General features: G+C 57.9%; 20 protein-coding genes. 17 read left to right on the top strand and 3 right to left on the bottom strand.

The window, feature by feature from the left end; all coding sequences use genetic code 11:
- The 9 genes from KHQ23_RS24880 (at position 1) to KHQ23_RS24840 (ending at position 11,249) form a co-directional block, all read left to right on the top strand.
- Complete coding sequence (locus tag KHQ23_RS24880; RefSeq protein WP_021314359.1) at positions 1–1,557, top strand: class I adenylate-forming enzyme family protein; 1,557 nt, start codon at positions 1–3, stop codon at positions 1,555–1,557.
- Positions 1,554–3,146 carry an acyl CoA:acetate/3-ketoacid CoA transferase gene (locus KHQ23_RS24875; protein WP_004179836.1) on the top strand — a complete coding sequence of 531 codons (1,593 nt, stop codon included), beginning with the start codon at positions 1,554–1,556 and terminating at the stop codon, positions 3,144–3,146. Before KHQ23_RS24880 ends, KHQ23_RS24875 begins: the two co-directional genes overlap by 4 nt.
- Positions 3,147–3,157: 11 nt before the next feature.
- Positions 3,158–3,892, top strand: coding sequence for a 3-oxoacyl-ACP reductase FabG (gene fabG, locus KHQ23_RS24870; protein ID WP_002904841.1), 735 nt, complete (start codon positions 3,158–3,160; stop codon positions 3,890–3,892).
- 11 nt (positions 3,893–3,903) lie between these two features.
- Positions 3,904–5,094, top strand: coding sequence for a thiolase family protein (locus tag KHQ23_RS24865; protein ID WP_004179834.1), 1,191 nt, complete (start codon positions 3,904–3,906; stop codon positions 5,092–5,094).
- Between the two features lie 135 nt (positions 5,095–5,229).
- A complete protein-coding gene (locus tag KHQ23_RS24860) occupies positions 5,230–6,567 on the top strand; it encodes an MFS transporter (RefSeq protein WP_002904838.1) in 1,338 nt (445 codons plus the stop codon).
- A 13-nt stretch (positions 6,568–6,580) separates the two neighbouring features.
- Positions 6,581–7,459, top strand: a complete 879-nt coding sequence (locus tag KHQ23_RS24855; RefSeq protein WP_004148392.1) for an SMP-30/gluconolactonase/LRE family protein — start codon at positions 6,581–6,583, stop codon at positions 7,457–7,459.
- Positions 7,460–7,535: 76 nt separating this feature from the next.
- Positions 7,536–8,906 (top strand): MFS transporter, encoded by a 1,371-nt coding sequence (locus KHQ23_RS24850; protein ID WP_004176181.1) that lies wholly within the window; start codon positions 7,536–7,538, stop codon positions 8,904–8,906.
- Between the two features lie 13 nt (positions 8,907–8,919).
- Entirely contained in the window at positions 8,920–10,095 is a 1,176-nt protein-coding gene (locus KHQ23_RS24845; protein ID WP_021314357.1) for a glycerate kinase, read from the top strand.
- Entirely contained in the window at positions 10,092–11,249 is a 1,158-nt protein-coding gene (locus KHQ23_RS24840) for a sugar diacid recognition domain-containing protein (RefSeq protein WP_004190131.1), read from the top strand. Before KHQ23_RS24845 ends, KHQ23_RS24840 begins: the two co-directional genes overlap by 4 nt.
- Positions 11,250–11,331: 82 nt before the next feature.
- Here the strand turns inward: KHQ23_RS24840 and KHQ23_RS24835 are convergent, their stop codons facing one another.
- Positions 11,332–12,207 (bottom strand): NAD(P)-dependent oxidoreductase, encoded by an 876-nt coding sequence (locus KHQ23_RS24835; protein WP_032434538.1) that lies wholly within the window; start codon positions 12,205–12,207, stop codon positions 11,332–11,334.
- 111 nt (positions 12,208–12,318) lie between these two features.
- Positions 12,319–13,203, bottom strand: coding sequence for a LysR family transcriptional regulator (locus KHQ23_RS24830; RefSeq protein ID WP_004190135.1), 885 nt, complete (start codon positions 13,201–13,203; stop codon positions 12,319–12,321).
- A 111-nt stretch (positions 13,204–13,314) separates the two neighbouring features.
- Here KHQ23_RS24830 and KHQ23_RS24825 point away from each other — a divergent pair, with 111 nt between their 5' ends.
- Positions 13,315–14,058, top strand: a complete 744-nt coding sequence (locus KHQ23_RS24825; RefSeq protein ID WP_032434536.1) for a sulfite exporter TauE/SafE family protein — start codon at positions 13,315–13,317, stop codon at positions 14,056–14,058.
- 5 nt (positions 14,059–14,063) lie between these two features.
- Here the strand turns inward: KHQ23_RS24825 and KHQ23_RS24820 are convergent, their stop codons facing one another.
- Entirely contained in the window at positions 14,064–14,762 is a 699-nt protein-coding gene (locus KHQ23_RS24820) for a GntR family transcriptional regulator (RefSeq protein WP_002904825.1), read from the bottom strand.
- A 267-nt stretch (positions 14,763–15,029) separates the two neighbouring features.
- Between KHQ23_RS24820 and KHQ23_RS24815 the strand changes: the two genes are divergently transcribed.
- The 7 genes from KHQ23_RS24815 (at position 15,030) to iroE (ending at position 22,469) form a co-directional block, all read left to right on the top strand.
- On the top strand, positions 15,030–16,562 hold the full coding sequence (locus tag KHQ23_RS24815; RefSeq protein WP_016528926.1) for a PTS transporter subunit EIIC: 1,533 nt from the start codon (positions 15,030–15,032) through the stop codon (positions 16,560–16,562).
- Positions 16,563–16,573: 11 nt separating this feature from the next.
- On the top strand, positions 16,574–17,902 hold the full coding sequence (locus KHQ23_RS24810; RefSeq protein ID WP_032412224.1) for a 6-phospho-alpha-glucosidase: 1,329 nt from the start codon (positions 16,574–16,576) through the stop codon (positions 17,900–17,902).
- Between the two features lie 745 nt (positions 17,903–18,647).
- Positions 18,648–20,093, top strand: a complete 1,446-nt coding sequence (locus KHQ23_RS24805; RefSeq protein WP_032434534.1) for a sugar porter family MFS transporter — start codon at positions 18,648–18,650, stop codon at positions 20,091–20,093.
- Positions 20,083–20,526, top strand: coding sequence for a PTS sugar transporter subunit IIA (locus KHQ23_RS24800; protein ID WP_002904819.1), 444 nt, complete (start codon positions 20,083–20,085; stop codon positions 20,524–20,526). The genes KHQ23_RS24805 and KHQ23_RS24800 overlap by 11 nt, the downstream gene beginning before the upstream one ends.
- A 416-nt stretch (positions 20,527–20,942) precedes the next feature.
- Complete coding sequence (locus tag KHQ23_RS24795; RefSeq protein ID WP_004143442.1) at positions 20,943–21,182, top strand: hypothetical protein; 240 nt, start codon at positions 20,943–20,945, stop codon at positions 21,180–21,182.
- A gap of 24 nt (positions 21,183–21,206) precedes the next feature.
- Positions 21,207–21,347: a hypothetical protein gene (locus KHQ23_RS24790; RefSeq protein ID WP_002904814.1), complete on the top strand. Its 141-nt coding sequence runs from the start codon at positions 21,207–21,209 to the stop codon at positions 21,345–21,347.
- A gap of 186 nt (positions 21,348–21,533) precedes the next feature.
- On the top strand, positions 21,534–22,469 hold the full coding sequence (gene iroE / locus KHQ23_RS24785) for a siderophore esterase IroE (RefSeq protein WP_032434529.1): 936 nt from the start codon (positions 21,534–21,536) through the stop codon (positions 22,467–22,469).
- The last annotated feature ends 27 nt before the right edge of the window (positions 22,470–22,496 follow it).

Here is a 22,496-nt window from a genome sequence, read left to right as displayed (position 1 = left end):
ATGAACAGCACCTCCGCCGACTTCCAGAATCTGTACCAGGCCCTGAGCCACAGCGCCGCCCGCAGCCCGGATGCCCTGGCGCTGGCGTTTGAGGATCGGCGCTATCTGTACCGCGATTTTCATCTGCGGGTACAGCGGGCGATGGCGCAGCTTGATCGCGGCTGGTCGCTGCGCAAAGGCGACCGTATTCTGCTGGCCTGGGGCAATCACCCCGCTTTTTGCGAAGTCCTTTTTGCCGCGCTGGGTTTGGGCATCGAAGTGGTGCCTTTCAGCACCAAGCTTAAGCAGGCCGAAAGCGAGGCGCTGGTAGGCCATATCGCTCCCCGGGTTGTCCTGTTCGATGCGACCGTGCAGGACTGGCTGAAAAACACCCCCGACGCGCGTGCGGTTTCACTCAGCGAATGGCAGGCGCTCTGCCTTCCCGAACCGCTGACCCGCCCGCCGGTCCCGGTTAACCGCGACGATACGGCGGTGATGATGTTCACCTCCGGCACCACCGGAGAGCCTAAAGGGGCGATTATCACCCACAATAACCTGCTCTGCGCGATTGACGCCTATACGCAAAAACTGAATCTCACCGCCGCGGATAGCACCATCCTGGCGGTACCTATCTATCACATCACCGGCCTGTCGGCGCTGCTGGCGCTGTTTATTAGCCTCGGCGCGAGCATCTGGCTGCAGCATCGGTTCAATGCCCCGCAGGTGATCACCACCCTGCGCGAGCAGAACATTACCTTTCTGCACGGCTCGCCCACCATTTTTATCCTTCTTTGCCAGGCTGCGCGTGAGCAGAGCGCCAACCATCCCAGCGATTTTCCGGCATTGCGCACGATTGCCTGCGGCGCTGGCCACCTGAGCGATGGACTGATCAAGGAGTTAAAAACCCTGTTCCCGCATACCGCGATTCAGCCAATCTACGGCCTCACCGAAACGACCTCGCCTGCGACGATTTTTCCGGGCGACGTCTGGGGCAGCGATAAATGCGGCAGTTCAGGTCAGGCGATCCCGGGTCTCGCCATTACCATCCGCAACGATCGCCAGCAGCCCCTCCCCGCCGGACAAATCGGCCATATCTGGCTAAAAGGCGATGTGGTGATCCGCGAATACTGGCAGCACAGCGAGCGACGCCCGAGCTGCGATGCGCAGGGCTGGTTTTGTACCGGCGATCTGGGCTATCTCGACGACGAAGGCTGGCTGTACATCAAAGACCGCAGCAAGGACATGATCAATCGCGGCGGCGAGAAAATTTACTCACTGGAGCTGGAAAACATTCTCTCTACCTATCGGGGAGTACGGGAGGTTGCCGTCATCCCGACCCCCAGCCCGGTCTACGGCGAAGAGCCCGTGGCGTTTATCGTGCCGGATGGCCAGCATCACCTGACCAGCGAAGAGATCCTCGACTGGCTGAAGGTCAAAATCGCCCGTTTTAAGCTACCGGCGCGCATTATTTTCACCCGTGCTTTACCGCGTACCCACAACGGCAAAGTGAGCAAACAGCAGCTCAAAACGCGTCTCGCAGAATCCATCATCACGCTATCAACGGAGGATAAAAAGTGAGCAGCAAATTTATCGACGCCCATGAGGCGGCGCGGTGGGTCGCCAGCGGCGACACCGTCTGCACCGTCGGGATGACGCTTATCGGCGCGGCGGAGTCCATTTTAAGCGCCATCGAAGCGCGCTTTCTGACCGCGGGCGAACCGCGTGACCTGACGCTACTGCATGCCGCGGGGCAAAGCGATCGCCAGCGCGGTATCCAGCACTTTGCCCATCCGGGTATGGTGACCCGCCTTATCGGTTCGCACTGGGGCCTGGCGCCGCGCTGGATGGCGATGATCAACAACAACGAAGTGGAAGCCTGGTGCCTGCCGCAGGGGCAGATCGTTCATCTCTATAGCGCGATGGCCGCCGGACTGCCGGGGCGGCTTTCTCCCGTCGGTCTCGGTACCTTTGTCGATCCGCGCATAGAGGGCGGAAGGATGAACGCCCGCACCCGCGAACGACCCAATCTGATCGAGCACGTCACGTTTCGCGGCGACGAATATCTGTTTTATCCGGCTCTTCCTCTGGACGTGGTCATTGTGCGCGGCACCCATGCTGATGAAGACGGCAACCTCACGACCGATGAAGAGGTGATGAAGCTGGAAGTCCTGCACGCCGTTCTCGCCGCCAGACGCTACGGGGCGAAGGTGCTGGCGCAGGTGAAATATCGCGTAGCGAAAGGCTCGCTGCATCCGAAAAGCATCACCGTTCCCGGCAACCTGATCGACGCCATTGTGGTGTGCGAAGAGCCGCAGACGGATCACCGCCAGACTTCAAGCTGGGCCTTCGACCCAGCGCTGTGCGGCGATATCCAGCTGCCCGCCGCGCAAAATGCGCCGCTGCCGCTGGACCTGCGCAAGCTTATCGGGCGGATTGCCTGCCGCTATCTGACCCCCGGCTGCGTCATCAATCTCGGCACCGGTATACCCAATGACGTGATTGGCGCCATCATTCATGAGGAACAGCTCGGCGAGCAGGTCACCATCACCGTCGAGTCAGGGATCTACGGCGGGCAGCAGGCGGGTGGCGTGGATTTCGGTATCGGCCGTAATCTGAGCGCGATGATTAGCCACCAGGATCAAATGCTCTACTACAACGGCGCAGGGGTCGACATCACCTTTATGGGCGCCGGCGAGATGGACCCGCACGGGCACGTCAATGCCACACGGCTCGGCGCATCCTGCCCCGGCGCGGGCGGTTTTATCGATATCACCCAGAATGCCCGCCACGTCGTGTTCTGCTCCTCTTTTACCGCCAAGGGGCTGGAGATCGCCTGTGAACACGGGGCGCTGCATATCCGCCGCGAAGGCGAAGTGCGTAAATTCGTCGCCGGGGTAAACCAGATTTCTTACAACGGCGAACTGGCCCGCGCCAAAGGACAAACCATGCATTACGTCACCGAACGGGCGGTTTTCGAACTGCGCCCGGAAGGACCGGTGCTGACGGAAATCGCCCCCGGCATCGATCTTGAGCGCGACATCCTGGCGCATATGGATTTTCATCCGGCGATCGCCGCGGATCTTCAGGTTATGGACAGCCGATTGTTCGCCCCGCCGCCCTGCGGTCTCGCGGAACATCTGTCCCGGAATTCATCCTCTGACTCATAAGGAACATTGCTATGAAACTTGCCAGTAAAACCGCCATTGTCACCGGCGCCGCACGCGGTATCGGCTTTGGCATTGCCCAGGTGCTTGCGCGGGAAGGCGCGCGAGTGATTATCGCCGATCGTGATGCACACGGCGAAGCCGCCGCCGCTTCCCTGCGCGAATCGGGCGCACAGGCGCTGTTTATCAGCTGCAATATCGCTGAAAAAACGCAGGTCGAAGCCCTGTTTTCCCAGGCCGAAGAGGCGTTTGGCCCGGTAGACATTCTGGTGAATAACGCCGGAATCAACCGCGACGCCATGCTGCATAAATTAACGGAAGCGGACTGGGACACGGTTATCGACGTTAACCTGAAAGGCACTTTCCTCTGTATGCAGCAGGCCGCTATCCGCATGCGCGAGCGCGGCGCGGGCCGCATTATCAATATCGCTTCCGCCAGCTGGCTTGGCAACGTCGGGCAAACCAACTATTCGGCGTCAAAAGCCGGCGTGGTGGGAATGACCAAAACCGCCTGCCGCGAACTGGCGAAAAAAGGTGTCACGGTGAATGCCATCTGCCCGGGCTTTATCGACACCGACATGACGCGCGGCGTACCGGAAAACGTCTGGCAAATCATGATCAGCAAAATTCCCGCGGGTTACGCCGGCGAGGCGAAAGACGTCGGCGAGTGTGTGGCGTTTCTGGCGTCCGATGGCGCGCGCTATATCAATGGTGAAGTGATTAACGTCGGCGGCGGCATGGTGCTGTAAGGAGAAAAACAATGACCCAGGCTAATGATATTGTGATTGTCAGCGGCGTCCGTACCGCTATTGGCACGTTTAACGGCAGTCTTAAACATACCCATCAGCATGACCTTGGGGCCGCCGTCATTCGCGAAGCGATCGCCCGCGCCGGGATTGCGCCGCAGGATATCGACGAAACGATCGTCGGCAACGTCGGGCAAATCGCCGAAAGCGGTTTTATCGCCCGCATCTGCCAACTGCGCGCGGGGATCCCGCAGGAGAGCACCGCCTATTCCGTTAACCGCCAGTGTGGTTCCGGACTTCAGGCCCTGGCGGACGGCATGATGCAGCTGCAAAGCGGCCAGGCCGAGGTGGTCGTCGCCTGCGGCACTGAAAATATGACCCAGCTGCCCTACTACCTGCGTAAAGCGCGCGATGGCTATCGCATGGGCCATGGCGAGCTGGAAGATGGCCTGATCTCCATTCTCACCTGGCCGGAAGGCCCTTATCACAACGGCATCACCGCGGAAAACGTCGCGCAACGCTTCGGTATTACCCGCGAAGCGATGGACGATTTTGCCTGGTCGAGCCAGCAGAAGGCGCTGAAGGCGATCGCGGAGGGTCGCTTTCGCGAGCAGATCCTGGCCCTTGAGGTGCCGGACGGCAAAAAAGCGACCCGCCTGTTTGCGACCGATGAACACCCGCGCGACACCCCGCGTGAAAAGCTCGCCACGCTGCGTCCGGCGTTTAAAGCCGACGGCGTGGTGACGGCGGCCAACTCATCGGGCATTAACGACGGCGCGGCGGCGCTGGTGATGATGACCCGCCAGCAGGCGGAAAAACGCGGCTTAACCCCGCGCATGCGCATTCGCGGCTGGGCGGTCGCCGGCTGCGGGGCGGAGATTATGGGGTTTGGTCCCTCTCCCGCCACCCGACGCCTGATGGACCGTCTCAATATAGATGTGCAGTCCATTGATTTAATTGAACTCAATGAGGCTTTCGCCGCTCAGGCGCTGGCGGTGATGAACGATCTGCGTCTCGACCCGGCCCGCGTTAACGTCAACGGCGGCGCGATCGCTCTCGGCCACCCGGTAGGCGCCAGCGGTGCGATCCTGCCGGTCAAACTGATGTATGAAATGGCGCGCAGCGGCGCACGCACTGGTCTGGTCACCATGTGCATCGGCGGCGGCCAGGGGATTTCTATGCTGTTCGAGCGCGAAGGCGCTTAGCAAAAGACGGCCCGAAGTGGGGCTTCGGGCCGGGCGTCGTTCGGGTCAGCACCCGGCGACAACCTGTGAGCTGACGAACGGGATCGTCTCGATCCCGGCAAGGCTTCTTACCACGAATACGGGGAAATAATAACCATGTCCGCAATAAATGAAAAGGCGGTAAACGGGACGCAGCTGCAACGCACCCATAAAAAAATCTACCGCCATTTGATGCCGCTGCTTATCGTGGCGTACATCATCAGCTTTATTGATCGTACCAATATTGGCATGGCGAAAGCGACCATGTCGGTGGATATCGGCCTTTCCGCAACCGCATTCGGCCTCGGGGCCGGGTTGTTTTTTCTCACCTACGCAGTGCTGGAGATCCCCAGTAACCTGTTTCTCACCCGGATTGGCGCACGGCGCTGGATAGCTCGCATCATGATTACCTGGGGCATCCTCTCCTGCGGTATGGCGTTTGTCACCGGGCCTACGTCCTTTTACGTGATGCGCCTTCTGCTCGGCGCCGCCGAAGCGGGACTCTATCCGGGCATTATTTACTACCTCACCCTCTGGTTTGGCCGCGAAGAGCGCGCAAAAGCCACCGGCCTGTTCCTGCTGGGGGTCTGTCTGGCCAATATTATCGGCGCGCCGCTGGGCGGATTGTTATTAAGCCTTGATGGCATGTCCGGCTGGCACGGCTGGCAGTGGATGTTCTTTATCGAAGGGCTGCCTGCGATAGCGCTGGCGTTCGTCGTCTGGCGCAGACTGCCGGATAAACCAGCCGACGCCCGCTGGCTGGACAGCGACGATGTGCAAGCCATTAACGCGGTACTGGCGAAAGAAGCCGAGGAAACGCGCCATACGCCGAGCCGTTTCTCCCTGAAAAACGCGCTGTCCACCCGAGTCTTTTTGTTGCTGGTGCTGATTTACTTTACCCATCAGTTTTCGGTTTACGGCCTGAGTTATTTCCTGCCGGGGATCATCGGTAGCTGGGGCCAGCTTACTCCGCTGCAGGTTGGTCTGCTGACCGCCATCCCGTGGATTGCCGCCGCCGCGGGTGGGATCCTGCTGCCGCGATTCGCCCGCACGGAACAGCGTTCCCGCAGCATGCTGATGGCCGGATATCTGGTCATGGCGACCGGCATGGCGATTGGCGCCATTGCCGGCCACGGTGTGGCGCTGCTTGGCTTCTCGCTGGCCGCTTTCATGTTCTTCGCTATGCAATCCATCATCTTTAACTGGCTCCCGTCCATCATGAGCGGGCATATGCTGGCGGGCAGCTTCGGCCTGCTCAACTGCCTCGGGCTGTGCGGGGGCTTTCTCGGGCCGTTTATTCTCGGCGCGTTTGAGGACCGCACCGGTGCGGCAACGTCCGGCTTATGGTTCGCTGTCGCGCTACTGATTATCGGCGCGCTGGTGTCCCTGTTTCTCAAAAGTTCCTCATCCCCAGGCTCCGTATCGGCGAAACAGGCCCACGGCGAAAAAGTGTAATCAGGAGGCCATTATGCGCATTGAAGTGTTACTGGATTTAAAAACCCGACTCGGCGAAAGCCCGGTCTGGGATGTCGAACAGCAGCGTCTTTGGTGGGTGGACAGCCTCGACGGGCGCCTGTTCGCCTGCAACGCGCAGGGCGGCGCGATCAAGAGCTGGGACGTGCGACAGAAAATTGGCTCTTTCGCCCTGCGCCAGAACGGCGAAGGCGCGGTGGTGGCGCTGCAGAATGGCGTTCATCTGCTCGACTTCGCCAGCGGCGAGCTGACGCTGTTGCACCATCCGGAAGCGGACCGACCCTTTAACCGGCTCAACGACGGCAAAGTCGATCGTCAGGGACGCTTTCTGTTCGGGTCAATGGATATGCGCGAAGAGGAACCGAGCGGCGCGCTATATCGCCTGGACCCCGATCTGTCCCTGCACGTGCTGAAGAAAGACATTATCGTCTCTAACGCCCCCTGCTGGAGCCCCTCCGGCGAGACCTTCTATTTTGCCGATACCTGGACGGGCGAAATCTGCGCCTGGGACTACAACACCGCGACCGGCGATCTTTCCGGCGAACGGGTCTTTTGCCATGTCGATCGCAGCGAAGGCGGCGCGGCGGACGGCGCCACCGTGGACAGCGAAGGCTATCTGTGGAACGCGCTGGTCTACGCGGGCAAGCTGGTGCGCTATACCCCGGAGGGCAAGGTCGATCGCATCATTGAGATGCCGGTGAAAAAAGTGACCAGCGTGATGTTCGGCGGCGAAAACCTTGATGTGCTGTACGTCACCTCCATGGCGCAGCCGCCCCTGCCGCGCTTCCCGGAAGATAATCAGCTGCGCGGCAGCCTGTTCGCCATTTACGACCTGGGCGTGACCGGCGTAGCGGAACGGCGCTTCGCCGGCTAAACGAACCACCGGCTCGCCGCGATAACAATAATACCCGGCGAACTGACTCTGACCCTGACACCAGGCGGCGCGCATCATGCTGTCGCGACGCCGCGGAGTAAACACGACTATGACAACAATCAATCACACACCTGCCGGCGAACAACGTGGCAAAAAGCGGCTGATACATCGCTTCTCCTGGGTTTCGCTACTGGTTTGCTGGCTAATCTGGGTGCTTAACGCCTACGATCGCGAGATGATCCTGCGCCTTGGCCCGGTCATCTCTAAGGAGTTCTCGCTCTCGCCGGAACAGTGGGGCAATATCGTCGCCCTGATCATGGTAGCCCTTGCGGTGCTGGATATTCCCGGCTCCATCTGGAGCGATCGCTACGGGTCTGGCTGGAAACGAGCGCGCTTTCAGGTACCGCTGGTGCTGGGCTATACCGCGCTGTCTTTTATTTCCGGGATAAAAGCGATCAGCCACGGGCTGACGGCCTTTGTGCTGCTGCGCGTGGGCGTCAACCTTGGGGCCGGCTGGGGCGAACCCGTCGGCGTCAGCAACACCGCGGAGTGGTGGCCGAAAGAGAAGCGCGGTTTTGCGCTGGGGGTGCATCATACCGGCTATCCGATTGGCGCGCTGCTGAGCGGCGTGGTGGCAAGCCTGGTGCTTGCCACGTTTGGCGAAGGCAGCTGGCGCTACTGCTTCCTGCTGGCGCTGCTCGTCGCCATCCCGCTAATGATCTTCTGGGCAAAATATTCTACCGCCGACCGCATCAACACGCTTTATCAGCATATCGACAGCCAGGGGTTGACGCGCCCGGCGACGCAGGAAAGCAGCCATGTCGCCAAAGGCGAAGGGATGAAGACCTTTTTACGCACCCTGCGCAACCGCAATATTTCGCTGACGGCGGGCAATACCCTGCTGACGCAAATCGTCTATATGGGCATTAACGTTGTACTGCCCCCGTATCTTTATCACGTCTCCGGCCTGTCGCTGGCGGCGTCCGCCGGGCTGAGTATTATCTTCACGCTTACCGGTACCCTGGGTCAGGTAATCTGGCCCTGGCTGTCGGATAGCTTTGGCCGTAAACGAACCCTGATCGTCTGCGGTCTGTGGATGAGTATCGGCATTGCGCTGTTCTATTTCGCCACCAATATGCCGCGCCTTATCGCCATTCAGCTATTTTTTGGCCTGGTGGCCAACGCCGTGTGGCCTATCTACTACGCCATGGCGTCGGACTCCGCCGAAGAACGCGCCACCTCTACCGCTAACGGAATTATCACCACGGCGATGTTTATCGGCGGCGGCATTTCGCCATTGCTTATGGGCTGGCTCATTCAGTTTGGCGGCGGCTGGGAAAATCCAGCGGGTTATATCTACGCCTTCTTTACCATGGCGGGATGTGCGCTGCTGGGGATGTTATTACAGCTCATGACCACCGATAAAACGCCGCGCAAAGCGCATTAACGCAGGAGAACGTATGAAGATTGTTATCGCGCTGGATTCGTTTAAAGGTAGCTGTAGCGCGCAGGCCGCTTGCGCAGCGGTAGCCCAGGGATTGCGCCGGGTTGACCAGACGCTGGAACTGGTCGAAATGCCCGTGTCCGACGGCGGAGAGGGACTGCTGTCGACTCTGGCGGATAGTCCGTTGCTTAAGGGGGCGGTGTGGCAACAGCAGCGCTGTACCTCGCCTTATGGCCTCTCCGTGCAGGCGGATTTCCTGATCCTGCCCGGCGAGCGGGCCATTATCGAGATGGCGCAAAGCTGTGGGCTCGAACTCACGCCGCCAGCGCAGCGGGATGTGCGTCAGGCCAGCAGCTACGGGCTGGGCGAACAGGTAAAGGCGGCGCTGGACGCCGGGTGTCGGCACTTGATTATCGGCCTGGGCGGCAGCGCGACCAACGATGGCGGCATCGGTTTTGCCCAGGCGCTCGGCGCACGATTCTGGCGTAAGGACGGCACCCTGCTGCCGGCTCCCGCGGCAGGTCAGGACCTGGCGCATATTCAGCGCATCGATTTGAGCGGTCTGGACCCGCGTCTACAGCAAAGCGAAATACAGGCCTCCTGCGATGTCACTAACCCTCTGCTTGGCGAGCATGGCGCCACCTGGGTGTATGGGGCGCAGAAAGGCGCGGACGAGGCAGCGCTCAGCGAGCTGGAGGCGGGAATGGCGCATTATAGCCAGCTGCTTACGCAAACCCTCGGATTCGACGTCAGCGAGCGGCCCGGCGCCGGGGCCGCGGGCGGTATGGGGGCTGCGCTTATCGCCTATACCGGCGCCACGCTGCGTCCGGGCATTGACCTGGTGCTGGAACTGCTTAACGCCGACGACCATCTTCGCGATGCCGCGCTGACGATCGTGGGTGAAGGCTGGCTCGATCGGCAGAGCGCCTTTGGTAAGGCCCCGGTGGGCGTGGCAGGCAAAGCCGCACGCCATGGCGTGCCGGTTGTGGCCCTTTGCGGCGGGCGTGATGAGAGCAGCCGGCAATTATATCAACACCATATTGACGCAATGTGGTCTATTTGCCAGCGCCCTATGGCGCTGGCAGAGTCGATGAACACATGCGAACCGCTCCTCGCCGACGCCGCGGAGAATGTTCTACGAACCTTTCTGAGCGGGTGGCGCGGAGAGGCACATAAGCGGATAACTGTATGATTATTACAACAGCGCTGGCTAATGAAATTGTCGCCCGGGCAATGGCGATAATTCATCATAACGTGAATGTGATTGACCATCATGGACAGATCATTGCCTCAGGTGAACGGCATCGTATCGGCGAACAGCATGAAGTCGCCCGGGAGGTAATACGCACCGGGAAACGCATTTGTATTAACAACGCCGCGGAAGCCGCGCGTTTTCACAACGTGCATCCTGGTATTAATCATCCCATTATCTATGACGATCGCGTGGTGATGGTGGTAGGCATCAGCGGCGATCCCGCGGCGATAAGCCGCTATGCTGAACTGGCGGTGCTCACCGCCGAACTGCTGGTCCGCCAGGCCATAGAGATGCGGGAAACCAACTGGCGGCAACGTCTGCGTGACACCTTGTTTTGTCAGTATCTGGAACAAGGGGCTACGCCCGCCGGGCAAGAAGCGCTTCATCGCCTGCTGGAACTTGGTTTCGATTTTGATACACCGCGGGTTCCGATCGTAGTGACCGTGCAGGTCGAACAGCATCAGTTAAGCGACATACTGAGTACGCTGTTGCGGGAATTCTCGCAGCTCTCCGGCGTAAGTGACGTTATTTTGCTGGGCAGCCATGAAATATTGATCCTCAACGCGCTAAGCGAAGCCCAGGAAACTCTGCTGCGGGGCATTGAGTTTGTACTGAGTAATCAGATAAGCCATTACCATATCGGGATTGGCGTGCAGACGGACAGCGCCCCGGACATTCGCGAGGCCATTCGGTTCGCCCGCTCGGTGATCGAAGTGGGTAGCAAAGTGCAGCCGCAGCGGCAGATCTACTACTTTCGCGAAATGGCAATGCTCTGCCTGTTCAGGGTGCTGGAAGACAGCTATATGGTCAATTTTTTTATCAATAACGTACGCCAGCTGCTTGAGCATGATTCCGGCGAAGTGTTGCTGGATACCCTGAGCAGCTTTATTGCCAATAATGCCGAACCGGGCAAAACGTCGCTGCTGTTGGGGATTCATCGTAATACGCTCACCTATCGGCTGCAGCAAATTAAAAAGCATATACAGCTCGATCCGATGGTCTTCACCGACCTGACGCAGCTGGCGGTGTCGGTACACTGTTATCGCCGGCTGAATCCGCGCCAGAGCGAATGGATTGATAGCTTAAGCTAACGTACGGTAGATTCGAATTGATGCCCCATCCGCCAGGATAAGTGGCCACCATGGCCACTTCTTTCCAGGCGTGGGTAGGAAACTACGCTTTTGACGACGGCGACAGCCACTGATATACCGCAGACAAATCCTCTCCGGCATATCCCGCGTCCGCCGCCTGCTGCCACAGTTCGGCGATGTTTTCCAGCCCCGGCATGGTGTGCGGCTCGGCCAGGGAAAGCGCCAGCCGGGCATCTTTCAGGGCATGCGCCAGCTGCATCTGCGGGGTATACTGCTCGCTGGCGATGGCGTCCAGTTTCACTTTGACATAGGGCGCCGCCAGCGGGCCGCCTTCCAGGGCGCTCCACAGCTGGTCGGGGGTGAAGCCCAGCGTCTTCGCCAGCTGGGCGCTCTCCGCGATGCCCTGCATCATCGAAATCAGCCAGGCATTGAGGACCAGCTTCATTTTCTGGCTGTTGCCCGCCTCGCCAAACCACTGCGTCCCGCGGGAGATAGCCGCAAACACCGGTTCGGCAGCGGCGCCCTTTTCCCTATCTCCGCTGGCGAGCACCAGGATCTGTGCCTTCTCCGCGGGGGCTTTGGTCCCCGACACCGGGGCATCGATATAGGTCATCGCTGGCTGAAGTTCCCGCAACATAGCGATGGCCTGCCGGGTCTCCGGCAGGCCAATGGTGCCCATCTGGCAATAGATCGCCTGCGGCTGACAGGCGGGCGCGATTTGCGCCAGTACCTCGAGGGTGGCCTCACCGTCGGCGAGCATACTGATGATCACCTCGGCATCGGCCACCGCCTGCTGCGGCGTGGCGTGCAGAGATAACCCATGCGCCTGTAAATCTTCGCCGCGGGCTGGCGAACGGTTCCAGCCGGCAACGGTAAAGCCGTTTTTCAGCAGGTTACTGGCAAAAGCGTGTCCCATGGCGCCGAGTCCCAGCACCGCGACCTTTGGTAATGTACTCATCTTGTCTGTCCTGATTCGCGTCTTAATAAAAGCGGACCTCTACTATCGCATCTCTGGCACGGATGTCAGTAGCAATAACGGGCATGAAAAGTGACACTGTCACTGATATTCTCAAGGCTGACGAAGCCATTCCAGTAAGCGGCGCATCGCTGGCGACAGGCTGGCGTCATCCTGGTAGCACAGGCACAAACGGCGCTGCGCCCAGCGGTCCTGTAACCCGATGACGGCAAACGAATAGCGCTGCCGGTAACGCTCGGCAATAACGCGCGGCAGGATCGCCCCGCCGGCGCCGTGCGCCACCATCTCGCAAAGCCCTGCAAAATGGCTCATCCTGACCCGAACGTTTAGCGCCTGGCCGAGTTCAGCTGCGTGCTGTTCGATATGCTGCTGTAGCGCACTGGTCTGATAGAGGGCGACCAACGGCTCGTTGAGCACCGCCGCAAACGCCACTTCCTGTTTTTCGGCCAGAGGGCGAGCTGGCGGCACGATCAGCACCAGCGGGTCGTCAGCGACGGGATCGAGGCGCAGCGGCCCGGGGTCGACCGCATCGGACACCACTCCGGCCTGCGCCACGCCCGCCAGGATACAGCTGACGATATCCGCGCTGGTGCGTTCTTCGGTTTCGATCTGCACCGCCGGGTGCGCTGCCATCCAGGCGGCGAGCTTCCCCGGCAGAAAGGCCGACATCGCCGAGGTGTTGGCGAACAGGCGCAGCGTCCCCCGCTGACCGCAGGCGAAGGCGTGCATCGCCTGGCGCAGACGCTGCTGCTGCGCAAGAAGCGGGCGGGCATGGCGCGCCAGTACCTCCCCGGCCTCTGTCATCGTCACCCCGCGGGCATGACGGTGCAACAGCGGCACGCCGATCTCGGCCTCCATCTTGCGCAGCCTCTCACTGGCGGACGCCAGGGCCAGATGGGCATTCGCCGCTCCGCCGGTGATACTGCCGGTATCCACGATGGCGATAAATAGCCGCAGATCGGCCAGATCCAGTCGCATCAGGCCCTCCTTTCCCTTCGGTTTTTCCGTAGTCTATGGCCAACATACCGCATTGTGGCCCTCACGACCAGCTGTTTCAATGCCCCTTTCTACCCTGAAAAGTGAGCCATAATGTTCGATTTACACACGATCTCTTTCCTGTTGATCTTTATTGCCGCCGGGCTGGTCAAAGGGGTGACCGGCATGGGATTGCCCACCGTGGCGATGGGCCTGCTTGGCCTGCTGATGCCGCCGCAGGCCGCAGCGGCGCTGCTGGTCCTTCCCTCGCTGCTCACCAATCTCTGGCAGTTACTGGCAGGCCCGGCGCTGGCGCAGATTGTACGCCGTCTCTGGCTTATGATGACCGGGATTATTATTGGCACGTTGGCCGGATCCTTACTGCTGATCGGCCTCAATCCTCGGTGGTCGGCGCTGGCGCTTGGCGCCGCATTGATAGTCTATGCCGGGTATGCGCTCTGCAGTCCGGTGTTTCAGGTTTCCGGCCGCGTGGAGAAGTGGCTGTCGCCGCTCATGGGCGGGCTGACCGGCGTTATCACCGGGGCGACCGGGGTATTTGTTATTCCGGCCGTTCCCTGGCTACAGGCGCTGGGCTTTCGTCGCGACGAGCTGGTGCAGGCCCTGGGGTTGTCGTTCACCCTTTCCACCCTGGCGTTGGCGGCTGGCCTCGCCCTGCACGATGGCTGGCATGATGATGCATGGCTATTGTCGGCGCTGGCGCTGTTGCCGGCGCTGCTCGGCATGTGGCTGGGACAGCGGATCCGCTCGCGTCTCAGCCCGCAGCGCTTTCGTCAGGGCTTTCTGTTGTTCCTGCTGGCGCTGGGGATAGAGCTGATCGCCCGGGGATGGCTGGTCTGAATCCTCTAGCGGCGGGTAATGTGCTTCACATTGTACTTACTGGTGTTCTGGTAGATCTCTGAGAAATCGACGATCGCCCGGTTCTGGGCGTAGCTGATCGACTGCACCCGCAGCAGGAGGCTGTTTGGCGCCACCTGCAGCAGCTCCGCCTGCTCACGGGTCGCCAGCACCGGGGTATAGCTGCGGTGGCTCTCGATGATGGTTATATGGCACTCTTTTTTGAAATAGTTGAACTTAGACTGCTCGAGGTTACCCACGCTGAGCCAGGGGAAGGTGGCGAAGGGGATATAGCTGTTTTCCACCAGGATTGGGACCTCATCGATCAGCCGCAGCCGTCTGACGTAATACACTTTCTCCCCCGGCTGGATCTTTAACTGCTGGGCAATGGCTGGCGGGGCATCAAGCAGCGTAAATTCAATAACTTTGTTACGGTAGTTGGTGACGCCCACCACCTGCATCTGGTAGTTAAAGCCCTCCAGTTCCCCGCCATGATAGTTACTTTTACGCACAATGCAGGTTCCGCTGCCGTGCCGCCGCGCGATCAGCTTTTCTTCCTCCAGTAGCGCCAGCGCTTTGCGCAGCGTCATCACCGAGACCTTCAGCTCCGCGGCGAGCGCTTTTTCGCTGGGCAGCATATCGCCGACGGCATAGTCGTCGCTGTTGATGCGGGTCCTCAGTTCAGTGGCAATCTTTTTATAAATCACTTTTAGATGTCTCGATGGAGTGGCGCCAGTCAACGGTAACCATGAATAACTTCATGTAATTAGATGATTATTTTTATCTTGCAGCGAAAAAATCAACAATGACACATCTATAAATCACGCCATATTTATATATCTGTCCAGCAATAATATATATGACTTTCGTCACAGATGGCCCTTTTCCTGCTCGGGATCCCGGTGGTCTGCTCCTAGTCTGATAAGCCTATTCATCAGGTGATGACAGCGGTCTGCAAAGACGAGAGGACAACCATGATTGGAGTGAAAAAGCTTCAGGACTTTTCCAAGGCGATGATCGGGCCGGTGCTGTATCTGCCAGCTATCGGCCTGTTGATCGCCCTGTTCAGCATGACGACCAACCGGCTGTGGGTGGATGAAAGCAGCGGGCTCTACCTGATGGGGAAATTTGTCTCCAGTATGCTCTGGGCGCTGATGAACCATCTTGGGTTTCTGTTCTGCCTTGGGCTGGCCAGCGGTCTGGCGAAAACCCGCAAGGCCGAAGCGGCCTTCGTGGCGGCCATGACCTGGCTGATGTACCTGGCGGCGAATAATAGCTGGCTAACCCTCACCCATCGCCTGGCGACCGGAGCCACCAACGCGCAACTGTACGGCAGCGGACAAACCTTTATCTTCGGTTTTCAGGTTATCGATATGGGCGTATTCCTTGGGATTATCCTTGGCTGCGCTGTCGCCTTTGTCCATAATCGCGTGGTTGGGATTGAGTTTCGCGGCGCGCTGTCGATCTACGGCAACAGTAAGCTGGTGCTGATCGTGATGCTGCCGCTGGTTGGCATGTTCGCCATCGCCACCGTCTATCTCTGGCCGGTAGTGGAGCTGGGCATTTCGGCGCTGACCGGCTTTATGAAATCCTTTGGCGCCATCGGGGTCTTCCTGTACGGCTTTCTCAACCGGTTCCTGATCCCCACCGGGCTGCATCATCTGATCTGGTCGCCGTTCGTTTTTACCTCTATCGGCGGTCAGCTGCTGATCGATGGTCAGACCGTCATTGGCGCTAAGCCTATTTTCCTGGCCGAAATCGCCCGCCACCCCGTTGACGCGCTCAGTGATTCCGCCCGTTTCCTCACCTATGGGATGGTGAAGATTTTTGGCACCGCCGGCATGGCGCTCGCCTTCTACCGTACGGCGAAACCGGAGAATAAGCAGCGGTTGAAAGTCACGCTGATCCCCTTGATTGTTACCTCCGTCCTGGTGGGGATCACCGAACCTTTTGAGTTTCTCTTTATCTTCACCGCCCCATTGCTGTGGCTTATCTACTCCCTGCTGGACGGTTTTTTCCAGATGCTGGCCTGGCTGCTTCACGTCAGGGTCTGCGCCACTAACGGTCTCATCGATTTCGTCGTCTATAACCTCCCGGCGGGAGTCAGCGCGACGCGCTGGCCGGTGTTTGTCGCCCTCGGTCTGCTGGAAACCGCGACCATGTACCTGGTCGGCACCTTCTGTATTACCCGTCTGCGGCTGCTCACCCCGGGCCGCGAAACCGCAGCCGAAGATGAGCATTCGCAACAGGCTAATAGCGAGCATCCGGATAAAGGCGCGCTGGTGATTGCCGGGCTGGGAGGGAAAGAGAATGTCTGTGCGGTGGGCAACTGTTTTACCCGTCTGCGGGTTGATGTGCGGGACCCCGCCCTTATCCAGCAGACGCTGTTGAAAGAGAGCGGCGGGAGCAGCGTGCTGATTAAAGGAAACCATGTCCAGGTTATCTATGGCCTGGGAGTTAACAAAATTCGAACGGCGGTCAACGCCAGTCTGGGTGTTATTGAATAACGAGGTGGTAAATGAAAGATAATTTTGTGGTCACCATTGCCGGCGGCGGCAGTACTTATACCCCTGGGATTGTGATGATGTTACTGGAAAATATGTCGCGCTTTCCCCTGCGGGAGATCCGTCTGTATGACAACCATCACCAGCGTCAGAAGACTATCGGCGACGCCTGCGCCATCCTGGTGGCTGAACGCTTCCCACAGGTGAAGTTCAGCTATACCACCGATCCGCAGGCGGCCTTTACCGACGTCGATTTCGTGATGGCGCATATTCGCGTTGGCCTGTATGAGATGCGGGAAAAGGATGAAAAGATCCCGCTGAAATATGGCGTGCCGGGCCAGGAGACCTGTGGTCCGGGTGGGATTGCCTACGGTATGCGCTCGATTGCCGGGGTGCTGGAGCTGGTCGATTATATGCAGCAGTACGCTCCAGGGGCCTGGATGCTCAACTACTCCAACCCGGCGGCTATCGTCGCGGAAGCGACCCGTCGCCTGCGGCCCGACGCGCGCATCATCAACATCTGCGATATGCCGGTGGCTATCGAGGGTCTGTTCGCCGACATCCTCGGCCTGCCGTCGCGCAAAGCGCTGAACGTTCGTTACTATGGCCTGAACCACTTCGGCTGGTGGACCAGCATCACCGATAAAGCCGGTAACGATTTGATGCCGGCGCTGAAGCGTCACGTGGCGGAGCAGGGATACTGCAGCCCAAAAGAAGACTTTCAGCATAAGGCGCCGAGTTGGATCGAGACCTTTAAAAAGGTGAAGGATGTGTTTGCCCTCGATCCGACGACGCTGCCTAACACCTATCTGAAATACTATCTCTACCCGGACTATGAAGTGGCGCATTCCGACCCGGAGTTTACGCGGGCCAACGAGGTGATGGCCGGACGCGAAAAAGAGGTCTTTGATATGGCCCGGGAGATCACCCGTCGCGGCACGGCGGAAGGCGCGCATTTCCATGCCGGGGCCCATGCCACCTTTATCGTCGACCTCGCCTGCGCCATCGCCTTTAACACCCAGGAGCGGATGCTGTTGATCGTCGAGAACAACGGAGCCATCGCCAACTTCGATGAGACGGCGATGGTGGAAGTCCCCTGCCTGGTGGGCGTTAATGGTCCGGAACCGCTGGCGATGGGGAAAATCCCGTCATTCCAGAAAGGGTTGATGGAGCAGCAGGTGGCAGTTGAGAAACTGGTGGTTGACGCCTGGATTGAGGGCAGTTACCAGAAACTGTGGCAGGCCATCGCCCTGTCGAAAACGGTGCCCAGCGCTTCGGTGGCGAAAGCCATCCTCGATGAACTGATCGTCGCCAACGAAGGCTACTGGCCCGCACTGCACTGATCTTTTTCGTGATGGGTAAGATGCAGAGAATCCACCTTCTCTGCATTTTTACCCGGTGTTTCCCCCGGTGATGCATTCATCCTTAACCTCCGCCCCCGTGGGCAAAGCGAATCGCTCATTTCCCCCTTCAGACCGGAGGTAAAAGGCCTCTATCTTCATTTTGCCCCGATCGTGACAATGAAATATAAATTCTATTCTTCAATATTATGGCGTAAAAATGTGATCTGCGTAGTATTCTCCGATTTACATTAACCCACTGAAAACAACATCGTTATTACCTCACTGTAAATTTAACCTGCTTTTCATGGGGATATACTCCCTTTAGCCTTTGTGATTGGCTTCATGCATTTACCATTCTGCAACACTGACTTGAAATTAAATTTTCATAATGTGATCTTGTTGCATGTTCATTCCATTTCTTTGTGCCATATTCTTACCACGGTAAATCGCCGGAGCGACAGCAACGTGCCACACCAGAGCGCTGTTCATCGGCAAATGTCGTCGCGACTGACGCACTAAAGACCGCTAACCCGCAAAGGAGAACGGATATCGACTACATCCATGTCAACACCAAGCCGTAAACCTCTTTGACCGCCATTGCTTAGCGTACCCTGCCTTGTGCTGAGCAATTACACAAAGAAGAAAATCATTTAATTCAGTTAGATACGACAACACAGGCGTGATAAATCCTGACTGGGGAGATGTATTTTTATCTTGTGTCGTTCAACAAAATAAAGGGACTACCATGTCATTTATAACAAACCTGAACCAGCAACAGAGAAAACGACTTCATCAGATCACCTTAGTGGCCACCTTCGGCGGCCTGCTTTTCGGTTACGACACCGGCGTTATCAACGGCGCCTTTTCCTCACTGAAGCAGTACATGGCGCTGACCCCAACCACCGAAGGGCTGGTAATGAGCGTTCTGCTGGTCGGCGCCGCGCTGGGCAGCGTGTTTGGCGGCAAATTTGCCGATTACTTCGGCCGGCGTAAATATTTACTCTTTCTCTCCTTTGTTTTTCTCATCGGCGCGTTGCTTTCCGCCGCGGCCCCCGATATCACTACCCTGCTGATTGCCCGCGCCCTGCTGGGCTATGCCGTCGGCGGCGCTTCGGTCACCGCCCCCACTTTTATTTCAGAAGTGGCGCCTACCGAGATGCGCGGCAAGCTGACCGGCCTGAATGAAGTCGCCATCGTCATTGGCCAGCTGGCGGCGTTTGCCATCAACGCGATCATTGGCATCATCTGGGGCCATCTGCCGGACGTCTGGCGCTATATGCTGCTGGTACAAGCGATTCCGGCCATCTGCCTGTTCGTTGGCATGTGGCGCGCGCCGGAAAGCCCGCGCTGGCTGATCAGCAAAAATCGTCATGATGAAGCGCTGCATATCCTCAAACAAATCCGCCCGGCGGAACGCGCGCAGAAGGAGTACGATGACATCTCTACCCTGATCAAAATTGAAGCTGGTAATAAGTACAGCGCCCAGAGCACCTTTGCGACGATTGTCAAAACACCCTGGATCCTCAAAATTTTGCTGGTCGGCATTACCTGGGCCGCACTGCAGCAAACCACCGGCGTTAACGTCATTATGTATTACGGTACGGAAATCCTGAGTGCCGCCGGTTTCTCAGAGCGTACTTCGCTGATCTGCAACGTGCTGAACGGTGTTTTCTCCGTGGGCGGTATGCTGATCGGGGTACTGTTCCTTGTCGACCGCTTCAAACGTAAGACAATCATCATCTACGGTTTCGCCATTATGGCAACCCTGCATCTGATTATCGCCGCTGTCGATTACACCCTGGTGGGTGACCTGAAAGCTACCGCCATCTGGCTGCTGGGCGCGCTGTTCGTCGGCGTGATGCAGGGCTCCATGGGCTTTATTACCTGGGTGGTATTAGCCGAACTGTTCCCGCTGAAATTCCGCGGACTGTCGATGGGGATCTCGGTATTTTTCATGTGGATCATGAACGCGGTGGTCAGCTATCTGTTCCCGCTGCTGCAGGCAAAACTGGGCCTTGGGCCAGTCTTCTTTATCTTCGCCGCCATTAACTATTTAGCCATTCTTTTCGTGGTCTTTGCCCTGCCCGAGACCTCCAATAAATCGCTTGAGCAGTTAGAAGCAGAGCTGTCAGCAAACCATGAAGATAAAAAATCCACTTGTCTCACCAGGGAGGTTGGTTATGATCGATAACATCACGCTGGATAATCTGCATATTGGCTGCAAAGCCAGTAATAAAGCGGAAGTCATCGCCATGATCGGCGCGGAGTTTAAAGCCAAAGGCTATGTCAATCAGGAATGTGTCCACTTTCTGCTGGAGCGTGAACATCAGGTCTCGACCTTTTTAGGCAATGGCATCACCCTGCCGCATTTGCCGAAATCCGCGACGGATATCATCCTTAAAACCGGGATTGAGATCTATCAGTTTCCTGATGGCGTAATCTGGGATCGGAGCAATGTAATGTTTATTGCCATCGGCGTGATCGCGAAAGAGAAAGAGCATATTGACGTACTCAAGGAAATTGCCTCGATATTTAGCGATGAGCTGATCGCTAACGCACTGTCATTAATCTCAGACAAACATGATTTCCTGAAAATTCTGCAGCATAACGCCTTGCCCCATTAAGTATGACACCGACCGGAGCTCTGGCCCCGGTCGGATTTTCACCCCTCGCCCAGCAAACATGGCGAATAATCTGATTCTCCCCGTTATAACCTCAATGGTAATAATAACCAGAGAAACCAACGTATTGCTACTTGCTTGAAGTACGCACGTTACCGCAGGTGTCTCATAACTAAAATGTCATTAAAACAATGAGTTAAATATTCTCCAGGGCTACTGATCCTCAGGTTTATTGCTCGCGCTGTTAGCACCGTACGCCAGTGATTCCTGCGGTATTCCATTAGTTTTGATTTATATCAATACCTGTTCGATCGTTAAAATGCATTTTACAGCGCGATTATTTTTGCAGGGTGAATACGACATTGGTTTTACGATTGGGATATTTATTTAGCCGACCCGCAAGTCTGTGGGGATGGCTGATGTGTAATGCGTTTAACGGTATTGCGATTGTCCTCTGCTTTCGTGGCATAAGCATCGTCACCGGTTTCAGCGAGGCGATCTGGCAGGTCATCATCACGCTGGCTATTATCATATCGACCTGGTACAGCGCTAACTATTTTGCTGCGCTGGAAGCTCGACGCGATAAACGACGCTATCTGCTGCTGGCCTGGGTGGTCATAACCATTCTGTTGAATTTTATTCACCTTGGCGGTGGTTAACGCCATTTATTAAAGGATCATACCATGACGCTGGCGATGCTGTTGGTGCTTATCAGCCACCATAAAGGGCTGACGCTCTTGCTGATCGTAATTATTGCGCTGCTGTTTATTGCGCTCACTCCGCTGGTCAAAAAACTGTTGAGTCACCTTCACGATCGTTCCTGAATTTTCTTTTATGACCGCCTACAGGGTCCTTATCTTCGTCATCTCCGTTTATCCCGTCACCCGCTCCCCCAGCATACAGTTTGTGGCAACGCCAGAAAAAGAAATGAGAACCATTATCATAGAAGCTGTGCTAACGTGTCAGCCCAACAATAACGCCAGAAGCAACAAAACAGGGGGACAGACGAGGTGAAGTTGAGTTCAGGGAGCATCACAACAGGTCGTACGAGCGGGCTGCTGACGCTGGCGATTGGCGCACTCTTCTACAGCAGCGGCAGTATTGCCCGGCCGGATCTTCAGCCGCTGGGGCCGAACATTGCGGATAAAGGGTCGGCGTTTTACCACTTTACGCAACGCCAGTATGATTCTGCCGATGGCGAACGTCACTACCGGGTATGGACCGCAGTGCCGGACAAAGCCCCGCCCGCCGCCGGCTATCCGGTACTGTATATGTTGGATGGCAACGCGGTGATGGATAAACTCGACGACGCGTTTCTGCAGCAGCTCTTCGCCGGCTCCCCGCCGGTGATCGTCGCTATCGGCTACCAGACCGCGCTGCCCTTTGATACCGCAGCCCGCGCCTGGGATTACACTCCACCGCTAAAGACGCATGAGCCTCGCGCCGGGAAACCCGCGCTACCGCCGCGTAAAACCGGCGGCAATGATGCTTTTCGCCAGCTGCTGACCGAAACGATGGTTCCCCAGACGGAAGCTAACCTGAAAATAGATCCCCACCAGCGCGCTATCTGGGGCCACTCCTACGGCGGATTGTTTGTGCTCGACGCGTGGAGGAAGGCTTCGCCGTTCGGGATCTACTATTCCGCCAGCCCGTCGCTAGGTCAGGCCCAGCAATCGCCTTTGCAGGCAAGCCAAAGTCTTGATGCCGTCCGCTTTCGCGGGAAATCGCTGTACCTACTCGAGGGTGACGGTAAAGCCCGTGGAGAGCCGTCCGGGCACGAGGCCTCGCTTGAGGTGTTGCGTCAAACCCAACAGCAGCTTGCCAGTAAAGGGTTGACCGTAGCCTTCTGGCGCTACCCCGGCCTGACGCACGGTCAGATGTTCGAGGTCTCGCTGCGCTCGGCGCTGCTGCATCTTTCCGGGCAGGCAGCGCTTGCGCATCAATAACGCCCTTACGCCCACCAGCGGAGGGTG

Source organism: Klebsiella sp. 64, from assembly GCF_018223915.1.
Lineage (GTDB): Bacteria > Pseudomonadota > Gammaproteobacteria > Enterobacterales > Enterobacteriaceae > Klebsiella > Klebsiella pneumoniae.
This window is presented reverse-complemented; position numbering and strand designations above follow the sequence as displayed.